This is a genomic window from Methylobacterium sp. C33D, assembly GCF_053345825.1.
This window is the reverse complement of sequence record NZ_JBKFAV010000019.1, coordinates 79,238-95,218: the sequence shown is the minus strand read 5'-3', so window position 1 is coordinate 95,218 and position 15,981 is coordinate 79,238. Positions and strand designations below refer to the sequence as shown.

The window sequence follows — 15,981 nt, the reverse complement described above, 5'->3', positions numbered from 1 at the left end:
GAGCGGATCCGCCGGCCCTCCCGGGCCGGGGTCGTCTCAAGGGAGGATGCCGATGGGAAACTGGAGGCATTTCGGTGGCCGTCTGGATCACGGTCCGTCCGCGGCCGGCTGCAGCCCCGTCAGCGATGGTCTCCCCGTGTTCCGCGACACCGCCCTCGGCTGGTCCGACCTGAACAGGCCCGTCCCGGACGCGCTCGCCAAGGTCGTCGAGGCGGAGATCCTGCCGCGCCTGATGCTCGCCCACCGGCCCGCCGGCCGCGCCGCCCCGGCGGACCGGGCGCCGAGCGCGCGGGAGATCGCCGATTTCAGCGCCCTGCTCCTGGCCGCCGGCCCGGTCGACCTCGACGCCCGGGTGGACGCCCTGCGCGACGGCGGCCTGCCGCTCCCGCGCCTGCTCCTCGACCTGCTCGCCCCGGCGGCCCGGCATCTCGGCGCCCTCTGGGAGGAGGATGCCTGCGACTTCCTGGCGGTGACCGAGGCCCTCGGGCGGCTGCACGCCGTGAGCCGCCGCCTCTGCGCCGAGCTGGAGAGCGAATCGGTCCCCGCCAACGGGCGCAGCGTCCTGCTGCTGCCCTGCCCGGGCGAGACCCACGTCTTCGGCCTGTCGCTGGTCGCGAGCTTCTTCCGGGAGGCGGGCTGGGACGTGACCACCGCGGTGCCCGGGCCTGGGGTCGATCCCCTGGACCTGCTCCGGTCCGACTGGTTCGACGTGGTCGGCCTGTCGCTCTCCTGCGACGTCCTGCTGCCGGTCCTGACGGCGACGGTGGCGGAGGTGCGCCGCGATTCGCGCAACCGGCACGTCCGGGTGCTGGTCGGCGGCCCCTTCTTCGCGCGCCACGGCGGCGAGGCGGGGATCGTCGGGGCGGATGCCTGCGCGTCGGACGCGTGCCTCGCGCCCGCCGCGGCGGAAGCTTTGCTGGACAGACAGGCCTTGGCCTGCTGAAAGGGCCTCCAACCGACTATCACATTGCGGTGACCGTGACCCCTCAGCCCCGCCCCTCCCCGCAGTCGCCGCCCGCGGCCCTGCAGCAGGTGGCCGGCCTCCTCCAGGGCGAGGCGGTCGGGCGCATCGTCGCGGCGTCGGCGGACCTCTCCCTGGTGATCGACACCGACGGCGTGATTCGGGACGCCGCGGTCGGCGCCGACCTCGCGACGGAGACGGCGGCGGAGACCGTGGCGGGCTGGCTGGGCCGGCGCTGGATCGACACCGTCACGGTGGAGAGCCGCCCGAAGATCGACGCCCTGCTGCGGGACGCCGGGTCCGACGGCATCACCCGCTGGCGCCAGGTGAACCACCCCTCGCCCGACGGTGCCGACCTGCCGATCCGCTACGCGTCGATCCGGCCCGCGGAGGGCGGCCCGATCCTCGTGCTCGGGCGCGACATGCGGGCGGTGGCCGCCCTGCAGCGCCGGCTGGTGGAGACCCAGCAGGCCCTGGAGCGGGACTACGACCGGCTCCGCGCCGCCGAGACCCGCTACCGGCTCCTGTTCCAGATCTCCGGCGAGCCGGTGCTGGTGGTCGATGCCGGCACGCGCCGGGTGGCCGAGGCCAACCCGGCCGCGGCGCGCCTCCTCGGGCGCCCGGCCAAGCGCATCGCCGGGCAGGACGCCGTCGAGCTGTTCGACCCCGCCAGCACCCGGGCCCTGGAGGCGCAGTTCGCCGCCCTGCGGGCGACCGGGCAGGCGGGCGAGATCCGGGCGGCCCTGCCGCACGGGCGCGGGGAGGTCACGGTCTCGGCCTCGCTGTTCCGGGGCGAGGGCGGCGCGAGCGCCCTGCTGCAGCTGGTCGCCGACCCGGCGGCCGCTTCGGCCGGACCCGACCAGGAGGCGCCCACCGCCGCGGTGATCGAGGCGATGCCGGAAGGCTTCGTGGTCACCGATTCGGCGCGGCGGGTCCTGATGGCCAACGCCGCCTTCCTGGAGCTCGCGCAGCTCGCCACCGTGGGCCAGGCCCGCGGGCGCACCCTCGACCACTGGCTCGGCCGCGACGAGACCGAGGCGCAGGCGCTGTTCGCGACCCTGGTCGACCACGGCGCCGTGCGCCGCTTCGCCACCGTCGTCCGCGGCGCCTACGGCGGCATGGAGGACGTGGAGGTCGCCGCCGTGTCGGTGGCCGGCGCCCGCCCCTGCCTGGGCTTCGCCATCCGGTCGGGCCCGCGGCGGATCGCCGAGGGGCGCCCCGGGGTCGGGCGGGAGGTGCCCCGCTCGGTGGAGCAGATGACCGAGCTGGTCGGCCGGGTCTCGATGAAGACCCTGGTGCGCGAGACGACCGACCTGATCGAGAAGCTCTGCATCGAGGCGGCGCTCCGGATCACCCGGGACAACCGGGCCTCGGCGGCCGAGATGCTCGGCCTGAGCCGGCAGGGCCTCTACGCCAAGATGCGCCGCTACGGCGTCGGCGACCTGGACGGCCCGGTCGAGGACATCTGAGAAGCCGGGCACGGCCTCCGGGCGCGGCGGGACCCGTCCCCCGCATCCTGTCCTGTCTCCCGAAGGTGCGCGCGGCGGGGCCTGCCGGACCCGCTCGGATCCCGGCCCCGAAGGCCTCGAGGATCCCGGAATCGTCCTCGCGGACGGGGGTCGCCGGGAGCGCCCGGGGCGCCGGAAAGCGCCCGCGTGGGCGGTCCAGCCGGCACCGTTTTCCGGTGTTTCGGATAATGTATTTCTGACCCGCCGCTGTATTTATTCGACAAACGTCCCGCACATGCTGACGCGGGGTGTAAATCTGGCTTGACACCCCGGCGGGCCCCGGTAGCCTCCCCCCATGACCGCTACGCCCGCCCCGAGCGCAGTCATCGAGCTGCTGAAGCCGCTCACGTGGTTCGCGCCGATGTGGGCCTTCGCCTGCGGGGTGATCTCCTCGGGCCAGCCGGCCAGCGGCCAGTGGCCGGTGATCGCCGCCGGCATCCTGCTGGCCGGCCCGCTGGTCTGCGCCACCAGCCAGGCCGCCAACGACTGGTTCGACCGCCACGTCGACGCGATCAACGAGCCGGACCGGCCGATCCCCTCCGGGCGGATCCCGGGCCGCTGGGGGCTCTACCTCGCCCTCGCCTGGACGGCGCTGTCGCTGGCGGTGGCCGCCGCCCTCGGGCCCTGGATCCTCGGGGCCGCGCTGTTCGGGCTGGTTCTGGCCTGGATCTACTCGGCGCCGCCGGTGCGGCTGAAGCGGAACGGCTGGTGGGGCAACGCCGCGGTGGCGCTCTGCTACGAGGGGCTGCCCTGGTTCACCGGCGCCGCCGTCATGGCCGCCGCCCTGCCCGACCGGCGGGTGCTCCTGGTGGCGCTGCTCTACGCGGCCGGCGCCCACGGCATCATGACCCTCAACGACTTCAAGTCCGTGGAGGGCGACCGGCGGATGGGGCTGCTGTCGCTGCCGGTGCAGATGGGCTCCGAGCGCGCCGCGCGCTTCGCCTGCCTGGTCATGGCCCTGCCGCAGGTCGCGGTGATCGCGCTCCTCGTCGGCTGGGAGCGCTACTGGCACGCCGGCCTCGTCGCCGCGCTGCTCGCCGGCCAGTTCGCCCTGATGGCCCGGTTCCTGGAGAATCCCCGGGAGCGGGCGATCTGGTACAACGGCACCGGCACCACCCTCTACGTCCTCGGCATGCTGGTCTCGGCCTTCGCGCTGCGCCCGCTGGTGGGAGGGGCGTGATGGCACCGGACCCCGGCGCAGGCCTCGGCTGGCCCCAGATCGTCCGCCTCGGCCTCGTCCAGACCGCGCTGGGCAGCGTCGTCGTGCTGATGACCGCCACCCTCAACCGCGTCATGGTGGTGGAGCTGGCGCTGCCCGCCCTCGTGCCGGGCCTGCTGGTCGCCCTGCACTACGCGGTGCAGGTCCTGCGCCCGCGCTGGGGCTACGGCTCCGACCGCAGCGGCCGGCGCACCCCCTGGATCGTCGGCGGCATGGCCGCCCTCTGCCTCGGCGGGTTCGGCGCCGCCTGCGGCACCGCGCTGGCCGCCGAGCACCTCGCCCTGGGGCTGGCGCTCGCCGCCCTGTCCTTCCTGTGCGTCGGCATGGGCGTCGGCGCCGCCGGGACCTCCCTCCTCGTCCTGCTCTCGGGCGGCGTCGCGCCGGCCCGGCGGGGCGCGGCCGCCACCGTCGTCTGGGTGATGATGATCGTCGGCTTCGCCGTCACGGCGCCGCTCGCCGGGCACTTCCTCGACCCGTTCTCCGGCCTGCGGCTCGTCGCGGTCTCGGGCACGGTCTCGCTCGTCGCCTTCGGCGTGGCGGCGCTCGCGGTCGCCGGCGTCGAGCGCCGCCTGCCGGTCCGGGCGCCCGAGCCCGCGGAGGCGCGCCGCCCGTTCTTCGCCGTGCTGGCCCGGGTGCTGGCCGACCCGGTGGCCCGGACCTTCACGGTCTTCGTCTTCGTGTCGATGCTGGCCTACAGTGCCCAGGAGCTGATCCTGGAGCCCTATGCCGGCCTCGTCTTCGCGATGAGCCCCGGCGCCACCACCAAGCTCGCCGGCCTCCAGCACGGCGGCGTCCTCGCCGGCATGCTGCTGGTGGCGGCGGTGACGCTCCTCGCCCGCGGCACCGCCCTCGCCTCCCTGCGGCTCTGGATCGGGATCGGCTGCGCCGGCTCGGCCGCCGCCCTCTTCGCCCTGGCGAGCGGCGCGTCGGCGGGGTCGGACTTCCCCCTGCGCGCGACGGTCTTCGCCCTCGGGGTGGCCAACGGCGCCTACGCGGTCGCCGCCATCGGCTCGATGATGGCGCTCGCCGGCCGCGGCGACGCGCGGGAGCGCGGCACCCGCATGGGCGTCTGGGGCGCCGCGCAGGGCGTCGCCTTCGGGGCCGGCGGCTTCCTCGGGGCCGTGGCGGTCGACGCCGTCCGGCTCGTCACCGCCGAACCCGTCCAGGCCTACGCGGCGGTCTTCGCCGCGGAAGGGCTGCTGTTCCTCGTCGCGGTCGTCCTGGCGGCGCGGCTCGAACCCGCTCCGGCACCGGACCCGGTGCCGCTCGATCCTGCCTTCAGCGCGAGGTGAGGCCATGGCCCGGTTGGACGATGGCGGCTCCGGCCGCGACAGCTACGACGTCGTGGTGGTCGGCGGCGGGCCGGCCGGCGCCACGGCGGCGACCGACCTCGCCCGGGCCGGCCACGCGGTGCTGCTCCTCGACAAGCCCGGCCGGATCAAGCCCTGCGGCGGCGCGATCCCGCCGCGGCTGATCAGCGACTTCGCGATCCCCGACGCGCTCCTCGTCGCCAAGATCCGCTCCGCCCGGATGGTGGCGCCGAGCGGCAAGGCCGTCGACATGCCGGTCGGCGAGGGCTTCGTCGGCATGGTCGACCGCGAGCACTTCGATCCCTGGCTGCGCGCGCGGGCCGCGGCGGCGGGCGCCGACCTGCGGGAGGCGGCCTACGACCGGATCACCCGGCCCGACGACGGGCCGCCGCTGGTCCACTTCACCACCGGCGCGGGGGCCGGCCTCGCCCGCCACGCCGTCCGGGCGCGCCTCGTCGTCGGGGCCGACGGCGCCTGCTCGCCGGTCGGCCGCGCGGAGGTGCCGGGCCACGCCAGGATGCGGCAGGTCTTCGCCTATCACGAGATCCTGCGGGTTCCGGAGGCCGGCGCCCCCGGGGCCGGGTCGGTCGAGGCGACCCGCTGCGACGTCTACTACCAGGGCCGGCACTCGCCGGACTTCTACAGCTGGATCTTCCCTCACGGGGACACGCTGAGCATCGGCACCGGCAGCGCGCGGAAGGGGTTCTCGCTGCGCTCCTCGATCCGGGCGCTGCGCGCCGCCACCGGCCTCGACCACGCCGAGACCGTCCGCCGCGAGGGGGCGCCGCTGCCGCTGAAGCCCCTGAAGCGCTGGGACAACGGCCGGGACGTGCTGCTCGCGGGCGACGCCGCGGGCGTCGTCGCGCCGGCCTCCGGCGAGGGGATCTACTACGCGATGCTCGGCGGCCGGCTCTCGGCCGAGGCCGCCGCCGCCTTCCTGCGGACCGGGGACGCGCGCGCCCTCGCGGGCGCGCGGAGGCAGTTCATGAAGCTGCACGGGCGCGTGTTCTGGATCCTCGGGATGATGCAGTGGGTCTGGTACCGCAGCGACGGCCTGCGCGAGCGCTTCGTCTCGATCTGCCGGGACAAGGACGTGCAGCAGCTCACCTGGGACAGCTACATGAACAAGGAGCTGGTCCGCGCGAAGCCCGCCGCCCACGCGCGGATCTTCTTCAAGGACCTCGCCCACCTGTTCCGCTGGGTCTCGCCGTGAGCCTCGCCGCCGCCGATCTCGGGCCGCCCGCGGTGGCGGCGGTCGCCGCCGTGCTGGTGGCCGTGGCCGGCGGCCTCGCGACCACGACCGACACGTGGTACCGGCGCCTGCGGGTCCCGGCCTGGAAGCCGCCGGACTGGGCCTTCGGACCGGTCTGGGCGGTGATCTTCGCGCTCACCACCACCGCCGGCGTGCTCGCCTGGAACGGCGACGCCGACCCCGTCGCCCGGGGCGTCCTGCTGGCCGCCTACGCGGTGAACGGGGTGCTCAACATCGCCTGGAGCGTGCTGTTCTTCCGGTTCCGCCGGCCCGACTGGGCGCTCGCCGAGGTCGCGGCCCTGTGGCTGTCCATCGGCGCGCTGGTGCTGGTGACCGGCCGGGTCTCGGGCGCGGCGGGGCTCATGAACCTGCCCTACCTCGCCTGGGTCAGCGTCGCCGCCTGCCTGAACCTGCGGATCGTGCGCCTCAACGGGCCGTTCGCGGAGCCCGCCTGATGGAGGCGCTGCTCGATCCCGTCCTTCGCCCCGCCTTCGCGTCGGGCCGGATCGTCGACGGGATCCTGCTGCTGGTCGCCCTGGAGGCGCTCGCCCTCGCGTGGCTCGGCCGCCGGGTCGGCCTGCCGCTGCCGTCCCTGCTCACGAACCTCGCCTCCGGCGCCGCGCTGATGCTGGCCCTGCGGGCGGCGCTCGTGGGGGCCGGCTGGGTCGCGGTCGCCGGCTGGATGCTCGCCGGGCTCGTCGCCCACCTCGCCGATCTCGGCCTGCGCGTCCGGGCGGCCACGGCACAACGCCGCAGCGCGGCGCCGGCCGGAACAACGCCCGCGACGGCCGCGTTCACGCGCGTCACAAGTTTCAAACAGCTCTAAATCGGGATGGGAGACGCGGCATGCAGCGCACGAGAGCCCTCTCCTCCGGCCGCGCGGCCCCGATGCGGCGGTCCCCGACGCGGCTGACCCCGATGCGGGCCGCCCCGTTCCTCGCGGGCCTGCTCCTGACCGCGCCGGCGCTGGCGCAGGACGGGTCGGCCGACCAGATCGAGCGCGGCAAGTACCTCGTGACGATGGGCGACTGCGCGGCCTGCCACACCGCGCCGGGCGGCAAGTACCTCGCCGGCAACTACGCGCTGAACATGCCCTTCGGCGTGATCATGACGCCCAACCTCACGCCCGACAAGGAGACGGGTCTCGGCAACTGGAGCTACGCCGACTTCGACCAGGCGTTCCGGCACGGCTACAGCAAGAACGTCGGCTACCTGTACCCGGCCTTCCCGTTCGGCTGGTTCACCAAGGTCACCGACGACGACACCAAGGCGATCTGGGCCTATCTCCAGTCGGTCCCGGCCGTGAACGAGAAGCGGCAGGAGAGCCAGATCCCGTTCCCGTTCAGCGTCCGCACGGCGCTGGTGACGTGGCGGACCGCCTTCTTCACCGACGAGCGCTTCAAGCCCGACCCGAACGCCAGCGCCGAGGTCAACCGCGGCGCCTACCTGGTCGAGGGGCTCGGCCACTGCGCCATGTGCCACAACGAGAACAAGCTCGTCGGCAACTCCAGCTTCGCGGGCCGGTTCGGCGGCGGCGTGATCGACGGCTGGTACGCCCCCAACATCACCCCGGACGGCCACCAGGGCATCGGCGCCTGGACCGACGAGCAGGTGGTGACCTACCTCAAGACCGGCACCGCCCCGGGCGACCGGCCGGGCGTCGCCGCCGGCCCGATGCGCCAGACCATCATGGAATCCCTCTCCAAGGTGAAGGAGGAGGACCTCAAGGCCATGGTCGCGTACCTGCGCACCGTGCCGGCCAAGCAGACCTACAAGCCGAAGGACCTCGCGGCCTTCGACACGCCCGACGCGCCCGGCGCCTCCACCTACCTGACCTACTGCTCCTCCTGCCACCAGCCCGACGGCAAGGGCATCGCGGGCGCCGTGCCGGCGCTCGCCGGCAACACCTCGGTGATGTCGGAGGGGCCCGAGACGGTGCTGCGGGTGATCTACGGCGGCCTCGCCGCCCAGAGCGGGCTGGCCCCGATGGTGGCGATCGGTCAGCAGATGACCGACGTCGAGGTGAGGAACGTCACCGACTACATCCGCAATTCCTGGGGCAACAAGGCGCCCCCGGTGACCGGCGACAAGGCCTCGGAGGCGCGCGCCGCCACCAAGACCATGCTGGCCGGCACGGCGCCCTGCGCGGAGATCGAGCAGGACAAGCTCAAGGCCGCCTTCGACAAGATCGGGCTGCAGGCGAGCCTGAAGGGCCTGAAGCAGCAGGACTTCGTCCCGACCCTCGCCCGGCTGGTGCAGCAGGTGAAGGCCGAGCCGACCGGGGTCACCGACGACGACATCGTCAACGGCCTGACCACCGCCTTCTGCAAGGTCGGCCGCGACGACCCGCAATACGGCAACCCGAGCTGGCCCGCGGTGATCGGCACCTTCTCCAACGTCGCCTACAGCCAGGTGAAGCACCCGGAGAAGCAGGCCGCCAACGTCCCCTCCGCCACCACGCCGCCGGCGAAGAACTGAGGCGCCGCCCCGCGGCCCCGGCCTGCCGGGGGCGTCGGGGTCGGTCCGGGGTCAGATCGGGCGGAACGGATAAAACCGTGTTTCGTTGGAGCCGGGACGTGCCGACCTCACGCCCGGAGTCCCCGTGTCCAGCCTCGTCCGCATCCTGCTCGCGATCTTCTTCCCGCCGATCGCCGTGCTCGTCACCACGGGCTTCGGCCTGCAGTTCCTGCTGAACATCCTGCTGTGGATCCTCGGCTGGCTGCCCGGCACGGTCCACGCCCTGTGGCTCATGAACCGCGACCGGCCGCTGGTCTGAGCCGTCAGGGCTTCCGGCCCTCGGGCTCGCCCTTCCGCAGGGCGGGCTTCTCCGCCTTCGCGCCCTTCGACTCGCCCTTGCCCTCGCCCTTGCCCTCGACCTTGGCGGTCTTCACCGCGTGGCCCTTGGCGGCCTTCGGAGCGACCGTCTCGGCGGCGTGGGCGAGCTTCACGGGCTCCGGCACCGCCGCGGGCACGACCGCCGCGTCGACCGCGGGGGTCGGGGGCGCCGCCGGGGCCGGCTTGTCCTTGGCGAAGAGCTGGCCGAACAGCTTCTGGTAGCTGCTCGGATCGCCGTCCGCGTCGGCGACCGCGATCCGGGCGGGCTTGTCGGGCAGCGCCGCCGTGGTCTCGACCTGCGCGCCGGGATCGGCGCGGTTCGCCATGAGCGTGGTGGGCGTGGTGGGCGCCGCGGGCTCCCGTCCGTGCCCCTTGCCGCCGGCCTTCGCGGCGCGGGTCGCGGCCGCCGGCTCGGCGCCGGCCATCATCACCGGCTGGCCCTTCGGCGTGAGCTCGATCTCCTGCGGGCCGGCCGCCAGGGTCTCGGGCCGGCTCACGTCGCCGAGATTGTGCCGGCCGTACTCCTTGGCGTCGTAGGGCAGCACCGTCTCGGTGCCGCCGAGGCTCGCGAAGGCGCTGGCGTTCTGCGGGCGGAAGACCGGGTTCTGGCCGCCGTCCTGGTAGACGACGCGCACCGCCGGCGTGCCCTTGGCCACGAGGTCGGCGACGGCGTGCGTGTCGCGCGCGCTCTTCTCGGCCACCAGCGGGTCGACCCGCGGCCTGCACGAGCCGGCGGCCGCGTCGGCCCCGCCGAACACGTACTTGGTCCCGCACTGGCCGACCTTCGGCTCCTCGTGCAGGGCCTCGAAATAGTCGGAGCCCTCCTTGAGGTTCTGCCAGAAGGCGATGTTCGGATCGTTGCGGAACTTGGCCATGTTCTCGGCCGTCATCCGGAACGGGTAGGACTGGAACTGGAAGCTGCGCTGGCCGCCGATGAACGCGTCGCGGGCGACGGCGTAGATCTCCGCGATGGTGGCGTCGGTCATGGCGAAGCAGCCCGCCGACGAGCAGGTGCCGTGCACCATCAGGTACTTGCCGGTGCGCCCGTTGGCCCGGTCGACGGCGTTCGGGAAGCCCGTGTCGAACGAGAGGTAGTACGAGGAGTTCGGGTTCATCAGGCCCGGGGTGATCGTGTAGAAGCCCTCGGGCGCCTGCCGGTCGCCCTCGCGGGTCTTCGGCCCGAGCTGGCCGGACCAGCGGCAGATCGGGTAGGTCTTCATGAGGGCGTAGCGGCCGTCGCTCCCCCGCTTCCAGATCTCCATCTCCGCCTCCTTCTTGAAGGTACGGATCAGGATCGGGTCGGAGGGCTGCATCCCCTTGGACTGCATCAACGCGACGGTCTGGGGGGCGATCGGCGCGAGGCTGCGCGCGCTCGGGCCGTTGATCCCGGAACCGTCCTGGCAGGCGGCGAGCGACAGGGCCAGCAGGGACGCCGCCGCCAGCAGTCGCGCGGTCGCGAGACGCGCCGTCATGGGGAACCTCGATCGTCTTACGCGCGCCCGCGGGCCTTGCTGGCCGCGTCGGGTGCCACTCCCCAACCCAATAGGCTCGTTAAGCTTGCGCCTTCCTTACCGCAAGGACCCGGCTGCAACACTGGATTGTTCTCCGGTGTGGAGAGCCGGCGGATGCGCGCTATCCACAGCGCGCCGCGGCGGGGTCGCGGGACGGCGCCGTTCGAGCTGCAGGGCCGCGCGGCGCTACATGCGGTGCTCGTGCGCAGTCCCGCCTGCGGTCCGGCCTGCCGGCCCGGTGCGCGGATCGGTGGACTCCCTGGCGGAGCAGACACGCGTGACCGCGCCGGACGCCCAACTTTGAGCTGCTTGCCCCGGCGGGATGAAGGCGCCACGTTCGCGGAGGCTGCCATCCGGATTCGGTCGATCGACCCGGACGGCTCGAAAACGTGAACGTCGCCCATGACGGCCCTCTCTCTCGACACGCACGCCCTCGTCCGTCGCCTGCGGGCGACCGGCCTGTCCGGGGATCAGGCCGAGGCGATCACCGCGGCGATCCGCGAGAGTCGGGATTCCGATCTGACGAACCTCGTCACCAAGACCGATCTGGCCGAAGCGAAGTTCGACATCATGAAATGGGTGATCGGCTCGATCGGCTTCCAGACGATCGTCATCGTCGGCGCGATCGTTGCCCTGTCGCGCGCCGCGCATTGACGGCAGCCCCGGGAGCCGACCGGCCGCCGCCCCGGCCACGTCGCCCCCGGGCGGCCGCTCAGGCGAACAGCGCCGGCCGCCGCGCCGCCTCGGCGCGGATGATCGCCACCAGCGCCGCGTCGTCGGACGGGTCGGCGAGCCGCAGGCCGACCGGCTCCGAGGGCGTGTGCACGGTGAGCCAGCGCAGGGTCGGCCGGAGGTCGAGCGCCTCGACCACCGCCATGCGCGGATGCCCGGTCTCGAGCTGCACGAAGGTCAGGTGGTTGCGGCTGGCGCGCTGCCCGAGCAGGTCGTCGATCGCCGCGACCACGTCCCGGGGCGTGTGCAGATGGGTCATCATCCAGAGGCGGTTGTCGGTGCCCGGCGTGTCGAGGGCCCGGCGCAGCCGCCGCACGCCCTCGGTGAGGAAGGCGTAGTCCGCCTCGCTCGTCGCCGGGTCGTGGTGGTTGAACACGCACTCGAGGCCGTGCCGCTCCCGGTAGAGGCGGTGGCGCCCCCGCCAGATGCCGGGGCCGCGCCGCTCGGCCTCCGGGATGCTCTCCAGCTGGCCCCGGTCGACGAGCGCCGCGAAGTCGTCGGCGAGGCAGTCCCGGGCCATGCCGGGCATGGAGAAGATCCAGTCGAGGGGCCCCGACCACTGGCGCAGGTCGAGCGTCTTGAGGACGTGCGCCATCTGGCAATTGCAGCCCAGGGAGACGTGGTTGTGCCGGCCCGGCTCCCGCGCATCGCGCCGGCCGAGCAGCCGGCCGAGCGCGCCGAACAGGCCCCCCGTCGCCCCGGGCTCGCTCACAGGGTCCGGCCGATCGCCAGGAACTTCTCCGCGCGCCGGTCGCGGACCTCGACGGGCGAGAGGCCGTCGAACTGCGCGAGGGCGTCGGCGATGGCGTCGCCCGCGGCCCGGATCGCCGCCTCGCGGTCGCGGTGGGCCCCGCCGGTGGCCTCCGGGATGATCCCGTCGATGACGCCGAGCCGCAGCAGGTCCTGGGCGGTGATCTTCATGGCGGTGGCGGCGTCGGAGGCGCGGCCCTGGTCGCGCCACAGGATCGAGGCGGCGCCCTCCGGCGAGATGACCCCGTAGATCGCGTGCTCCAGCATGAGCACCCGGTTGGCGGTGGCGAGCGCGATGGCGCCGCCCGAGCCGCCCTCCCCGATCACCACGGCGACGTTCGGCACGCCCAGCGCGAGGCAGGCCTCGGTCGAGCGGGCGATGGCCTCGGCCTGGCCGCGCTCCTCCGCCTCGATGCCGGGATAGGCGCCGGCCGTGTCCACGAAGGCGATGACGGCTAAGCCGAACCGGTCGGCGGTCTCCATGAGGCGGACCGCCTTGCGGTAGCCCTCGGGCCGGGCCATCCCGAAATTGTGGCGCAGCCGCGCCTCCGTGGTGGCGCCCTTCTCCTGGCCGAGCACCAGGACCGGCCGGCCGCGGAACCGGCCGAACCCGCCCAGGATCGCCTCGTCCTCGCCGAAGCTGCGGTCGCCGGCCAGCGGGGTGAACTCGGTGATCAGCCCGTCGCGATAGTCCACGAAGTGCGGCCGCTGCGGGTGGCGGGCCACCTGGGTCTTCTGCCAGGGCGTGAGGTTCGCGTAGATCTCGGCGAGCGCCTGGCCGGCCTTGGCCTCGAGCCGGCCGACCTCCTCGGCGATCGAGACCGCGCCGTCGCGCGCGCTCACGGCGCGCAGTTCCTCGAGCTTGGCCTCCAGCTCGGCCACCGGCTTCTCGAAGTCGAGGTAGGTGCGCGTCACCGCCATCGTATCACAGGTCTTCCCGGGGTCCGCCGCGCGAGAGGCGGCGGGCGCGAGGTGTTGGCGATGGCGGGGATGGTGTCAACCGGCGTCGTGGCGGAAGCGCCCCGCGGCCGGTCCGGGCCGGGCGGCGTCAGGCCGCGTCCAGCTCCTCCCGGGCGATCCGGCGGCAATGCTCCAGGTAGCCGCGCTGGTGCGCGCCCATCAGGTCGGTGACCACGGACCAGAGCCAGCCGGGGGCGTCGGGGCCCGGGCCCGGCGCCCGCACGGCGTCGATCCAGGTCCGGCGGTCGGCCGCGCCCATCTGGCGGCCGTGGGCCCGCCCCAGGATGGCGGCGAGGTGGCGGGAGACGCGGACCGCCTCGCCGCGGGAGAACTGCTCGGCGTCGATCTTGAGATCCTGCGGCAGCAGCTCGCGGACCGTGACGGGCGTGCCGCCGACATGGCCGGCCACCATCCGGTCGCCGAGGTTGGGCGACAGCGCCCGCGCCCCCGCGACGACCCGCGCGGCGTGGTCGGGCGGCACCGCGATCCCGGCGGCGGCCGGCGCGAGGTGCGGCACCGCCTCCTTGACGTCGAGGAGGGCGAGCTGCGGGCGGTCGCCGCCCAGAACCTCCACCAGGGCGGCGTAGCGCAGGCGCCCGAGGGAGCTGCAGCCCTTGATCCAGTAGGCGGCGTCGAGCAGCCGGATCTCGGCGTCGTCGGCCGCGCTGCCGAGCGCCAGGACGAGGCGTCGGATCTCCGGGTCGCGGATCAGCGCCGTCAGCGCGTCCTGCTCGTCGGCGTCGAGGTCGAAGAACCGGCGGCCCCGCGGGAGCCGGGCGGCCTTGCCCTTCAGGCGCTCGCGCGAGAGGTGGCGCCAGCGCCGGCCGAGCGCCCGCCGCTTCGTCGTGACGACGATCTCGGACGGGTCGACGCCCCGCTCGGCGCCCTCGGGATCGGCGATCCCGTCGGCGTAGCCGTCCGCCATGGCGTCCATCATCCGGGCAGTGACGATGCCCGGCAGGGTCGCGTTGAGCGCCGCGGTGACCAGGGAGAGCGCGAGCCGGACGAGGTCGAAGGCCGGGTTCGCCACCACGGTCTGGTCGAGGTCGCGGATCTGGATGTCGATCCCGCCGTCCGGGCCGGCGAGCGCCCCGAGATTGCCGAGATGCGCGTCGCCGCAGATCCAGACCGGCGGCCCCTCGGGCAGGGTGCCGGCCGGCATCCCGGCGAGCAGCTCGTAGAACCGCGCCGTGCTGCCGCGGACATAGGCGTGCGGCGAGGAGGCGATCTTGCACAGGCGGCGGTGGTCGAGGACGCTCGCGTCGCGGCCGGATCGTGCCGGCACCTGCATGTCCATGTGGCTCGTCCGATCCTGTGCGGGGTCGATCCGGCGGGGCGGGGACCGTCCCGCCTCGTCGATCGGCCCCACGCGCATCCTAGGGTTTTCATCCCTAAGCCGGAGTAAGCGATTTGACGCGCCCCGACCCGCCGGCGCGCCGGGCCGCCTCCGGCGCGCGCTCCGGGGCTGAGGCGGACATGTCGGGGGACGGGCGGGCCGGAACGTCAGGCCGCCTGCGACTCGACCCGGTTCCGCCCGGCCGCCTTGGCCCGGTAGAGGGCGAGGTCGGCGCGCCGGAGCATGTCGGCGGGGCCGAGATCCTCGCCGCGGCGCACGGCGACGCCGATCGAGACCGTCACCGACACGGGCCGGGTGGCCCGCTGCACGGTGAACGGCACCGCCTCGACGCGCTCGCGGATGCGCTCGGCGATGCCCTGCGCCTCGACGAGCCCCGCCTCCGGCAGGATCACCACCACCTCCTCGCCGCCGTAGCGCGCCACGATGTCGATGGGGCGCGTGTGCTGGCGGACCCGCTCGGCGAAACCGCGCAGCACCTCGTCGCCGGCCTCGTGGCCGAAGCTGTCGTTGATCCCCTTGAAGTGGTCGATGTCGAGGATCAGGGCCGCGAGGCTGGCCCGGCGGGCGGCCTCGTCGCCGAACAGCGTGCCGAGGTGGTTGTCGAGGTAGCGCCGGTTGTGCAGGCCGGTGAGGGCGTCGGTCACCGCCATCTGCAGCGAGGCCTGCATCGCGCCCCGGAGCGCGTCGGTGAAGCGCTTGCGCTTCACCTGGGTGCGGACCCGGGCCATCAGCTCGTTGCGGTCGACCGGCCGCATCAGGAAGTCGTGCACGCCGAAATCGAGGCCGCGGACAACCCGGGCGCGGTCGTACGCCTCGGCGAGCATGATCAGCGGCATCGCCCGGGTCCGGTCGAGGGACCGGAGCTGGCTGCACAGGCGCAGGCCGTCGAAGCCGGTGAGGTCGAGGCTCACGAGGGCGAGGTCGAAGGGCTCCTCGGCGGCGCGGCGCAGGGCCGCCTGCGGGTCGGGCTCGACCGTGACCACGTGGTGCTGGCGCAGGGCGCCGGCGAGGCGCTCGGCCGAGCCGGGCCGGTCCTCGATCAGCAGGATCCGGGCGTCGAGGCCGCTCTCGGCCGTGGCGAGCGCCAGGGGATCGCCGATGCCGAACTCGCGCGACGCGAGGGCGCGCTGGCGCAGCTCGTCCGTCACGGCCTTGAGCCGCACGAGGCTGCGCACCCGCGTGAACAGGGCGGTGTCGTCCACCGGCTTGGTCAGGAAGTCGTCGGCCCCGGCATCGAGGCCGCGCAGGCGGTCCGCGGGCTGGTCGAGGGCCGTGACCATCACCACCGGGATGTGGGCCGTGAGCGGGTTGTTCTTGAGGTGCCGGCAGACCTCGAACCCGTCCATGCCGGGCATCATCACGTCGAGCAGGACGAGGTCGCAGAGGCCCTTCTCGCAGATCGCGATCGCGTCCCGGCCGTTCATGGCCGCGAGCGTGTCGAAATATTCCAGGCCGAGCTTCGTCTCCAGAAGCCTGACGTTCGGGAACAGATCGTCGACGATCAGGACACGGGCCGACATGCTTCCTCGTCAGGGCGCGGGTGAGCGGCCCGGACCGGGCGCCGTGTGCCTTGGGTGCGCGCCGCC

The 15,981-nt window shown here is 74.0% G+C and carries 15 protein-coding genes; 10 read left to right on the top strand and 5 right to left on the bottom strand.

Going from position 1 to position 15,981, the window contains the following annotated elements:
- Positions 1-52 precede the first annotated feature (52 nt).
- From ACLBXO_RS16930 to ACLBXO_RS16890, 9 genes are all read left to right on the top strand, one after another.
- Complete coding sequence (locus tag ACLBXO_RS16930) at positions 53-943, top strand: cobalamin B12-binding domain-containing protein (protein WP_331313812.1); 891 nt, start codon at positions 53-55, stop codon at positions 941-943.
- 29 nt (positions 944-972) lie between these two features.
- On the top strand, positions 973-2,430 hold the full coding sequence (ppsR, locus tag ACLBXO_RS16925; RefSeq protein ID WP_447686071.1) for a transcriptional regulator PpsR: 1,458 nt from the start codon (positions 973-975) through the stop codon (positions 2,428-2,430).
- 334 nt (positions 2,431-2,764) lie between these two features.
- Complete coding sequence (chlG, locus tag ACLBXO_RS16920) at positions 2,765-3,649, top strand: chlorophyll synthase ChlG (protein ID WP_331313844.1); 885 nt, start codon at positions 2,765-2,767, stop codon at positions 3,647-3,649.
- Positions 3,649-4,980 (top strand): BCD family MFS transporter, encoded by a 1,332-nt coding sequence (locus tag ACLBXO_RS16915; protein WP_447686070.1) that lies wholly within the window; start codon positions 3,649-3,651, stop codon positions 4,978-4,980. The genes chlG and ACLBXO_RS16915 overlap by 1 nt, the downstream gene beginning before the upstream one ends.
- Positions 4,981-4,984: 4 nt before the next feature.
- Positions 4,985-6,211 (top strand): geranylgeranyl diphosphate reductase, encoded by a 1,227-nt coding sequence (locus ACLBXO_RS16910; protein WP_447686069.1) that lies wholly within the window; start codon positions 4,985-4,987, stop codon positions 6,209-6,211.
- Positions 6,208-6,705: a TspO/MBR family protein gene (locus ACLBXO_RS16905; RefSeq protein WP_447686068.1), complete on the top strand. Its 498-nt coding sequence runs from the start codon at positions 6,208-6,210 to the stop codon at positions 6,703-6,705. Before ACLBXO_RS16910 ends, ACLBXO_RS16905 begins: the two co-directional genes overlap by 4 nt.
- Positions 6,705-7,076, top strand: a complete 372-nt coding sequence (locus tag ACLBXO_RS16900) for a hypothetical protein (RefSeq protein ID WP_447686067.1) — start codon at positions 6,705-6,707, stop codon at positions 7,074-7,076. Before ACLBXO_RS16905 ends, ACLBXO_RS16900 begins: the two co-directional genes overlap by 1 nt.
- 20 nt (positions 7,077-7,096) lie before the next feature.
- Positions 7,097-8,728 (top strand): c-type cytochrome, encoded by a 1,632-nt coding sequence (locus ACLBXO_RS16895; RefSeq protein WP_447686066.1) that lies wholly within the window; start codon positions 7,097-7,099, stop codon positions 8,726-8,728.
- Between the two features lie 124 nt (positions 8,729-8,852).
- Positions 8,853-9,026, top strand: a complete 174-nt coding sequence (locus ACLBXO_RS16890) for a YqaE/Pmp3 family membrane protein (RefSeq protein ID WP_012318839.1) — start codon at positions 8,853-8,855, stop codon at positions 9,024-9,026.
- 4 nt (positions 9,027-9,030) lie between these two features.
- Here the strand turns inward: ACLBXO_RS16890 and ACLBXO_RS16885 are convergent, their stop codons facing one another.
- Positions 9,031-10,557, bottom strand: coding sequence for a L,D-transpeptidase family protein (locus ACLBXO_RS16885; protein WP_447686065.1), 1,527 nt, complete (start codon positions 10,555-10,557; stop codon positions 9,031-9,033).
- Between the two features lie 441 nt (positions 10,558-10,998).
- On the opposite strand from ACLBXO_RS16885, the gene ACLBXO_RS16880 reads away from it, so the two are divergent.
- A complete protein-coding gene (locus ACLBXO_RS16880; RefSeq protein WP_447686064.1) occupies positions 10,999-11,250 on the top strand; it encodes a DUF1640 domain-containing protein in 252 nt (83 codons plus the stop codon).
- A 58-nt stretch (positions 11,251-11,308) separates the two neighbouring features.
- Here ACLBXO_RS16880 and ACLBXO_RS16875 read toward each other — a convergent pair whose 3' ends face one another.
- From ACLBXO_RS16875 to ACLBXO_RS16860, 4 genes are all read right to left on the bottom strand, one after another.
- A complete protein-coding gene (locus tag ACLBXO_RS16875) occupies positions 11,309-12,040 on the bottom strand; it encodes a DUF1796 family putative cysteine peptidase (protein WP_447686063.1) in 732 nt (243 codons plus the stop codon).
- Positions 12,037-12,999, bottom strand: a complete 963-nt coding sequence (locus ACLBXO_RS16870) for an acetyl-CoA carboxylase carboxyltransferase subunit alpha (RefSeq protein ID WP_447686062.1) — start codon at positions 12,997-12,999, stop codon at positions 12,037-12,039. Before ACLBXO_RS16870 ends, ACLBXO_RS16875 begins: the two co-directional genes overlap by 4 nt.
- A 127-nt stretch (positions 13,000-13,126) precedes the next feature.
- The gene (locus ACLBXO_RS16865; RefSeq protein WP_447686080.1) at positions 13,127-14,335 is read right to left on the bottom strand and encodes a DUF2252 family protein; all 1,209 of its coding nucleotides are present in this window, start codon (positions 14,333-14,335) and stop codon (positions 13,127-13,129) included.
- Between the two features lie 206 nt (positions 14,336-14,541).
- A complete protein-coding gene (locus ACLBXO_RS16860) occupies positions 14,542-15,915 on the bottom strand; it encodes a PleD family two-component system response regulator (RefSeq protein WP_447686061.1) in 1,374 nt (457 codons plus the stop codon).
- Positions 15,916-15,981: the final 66 nt, after the last annotated feature.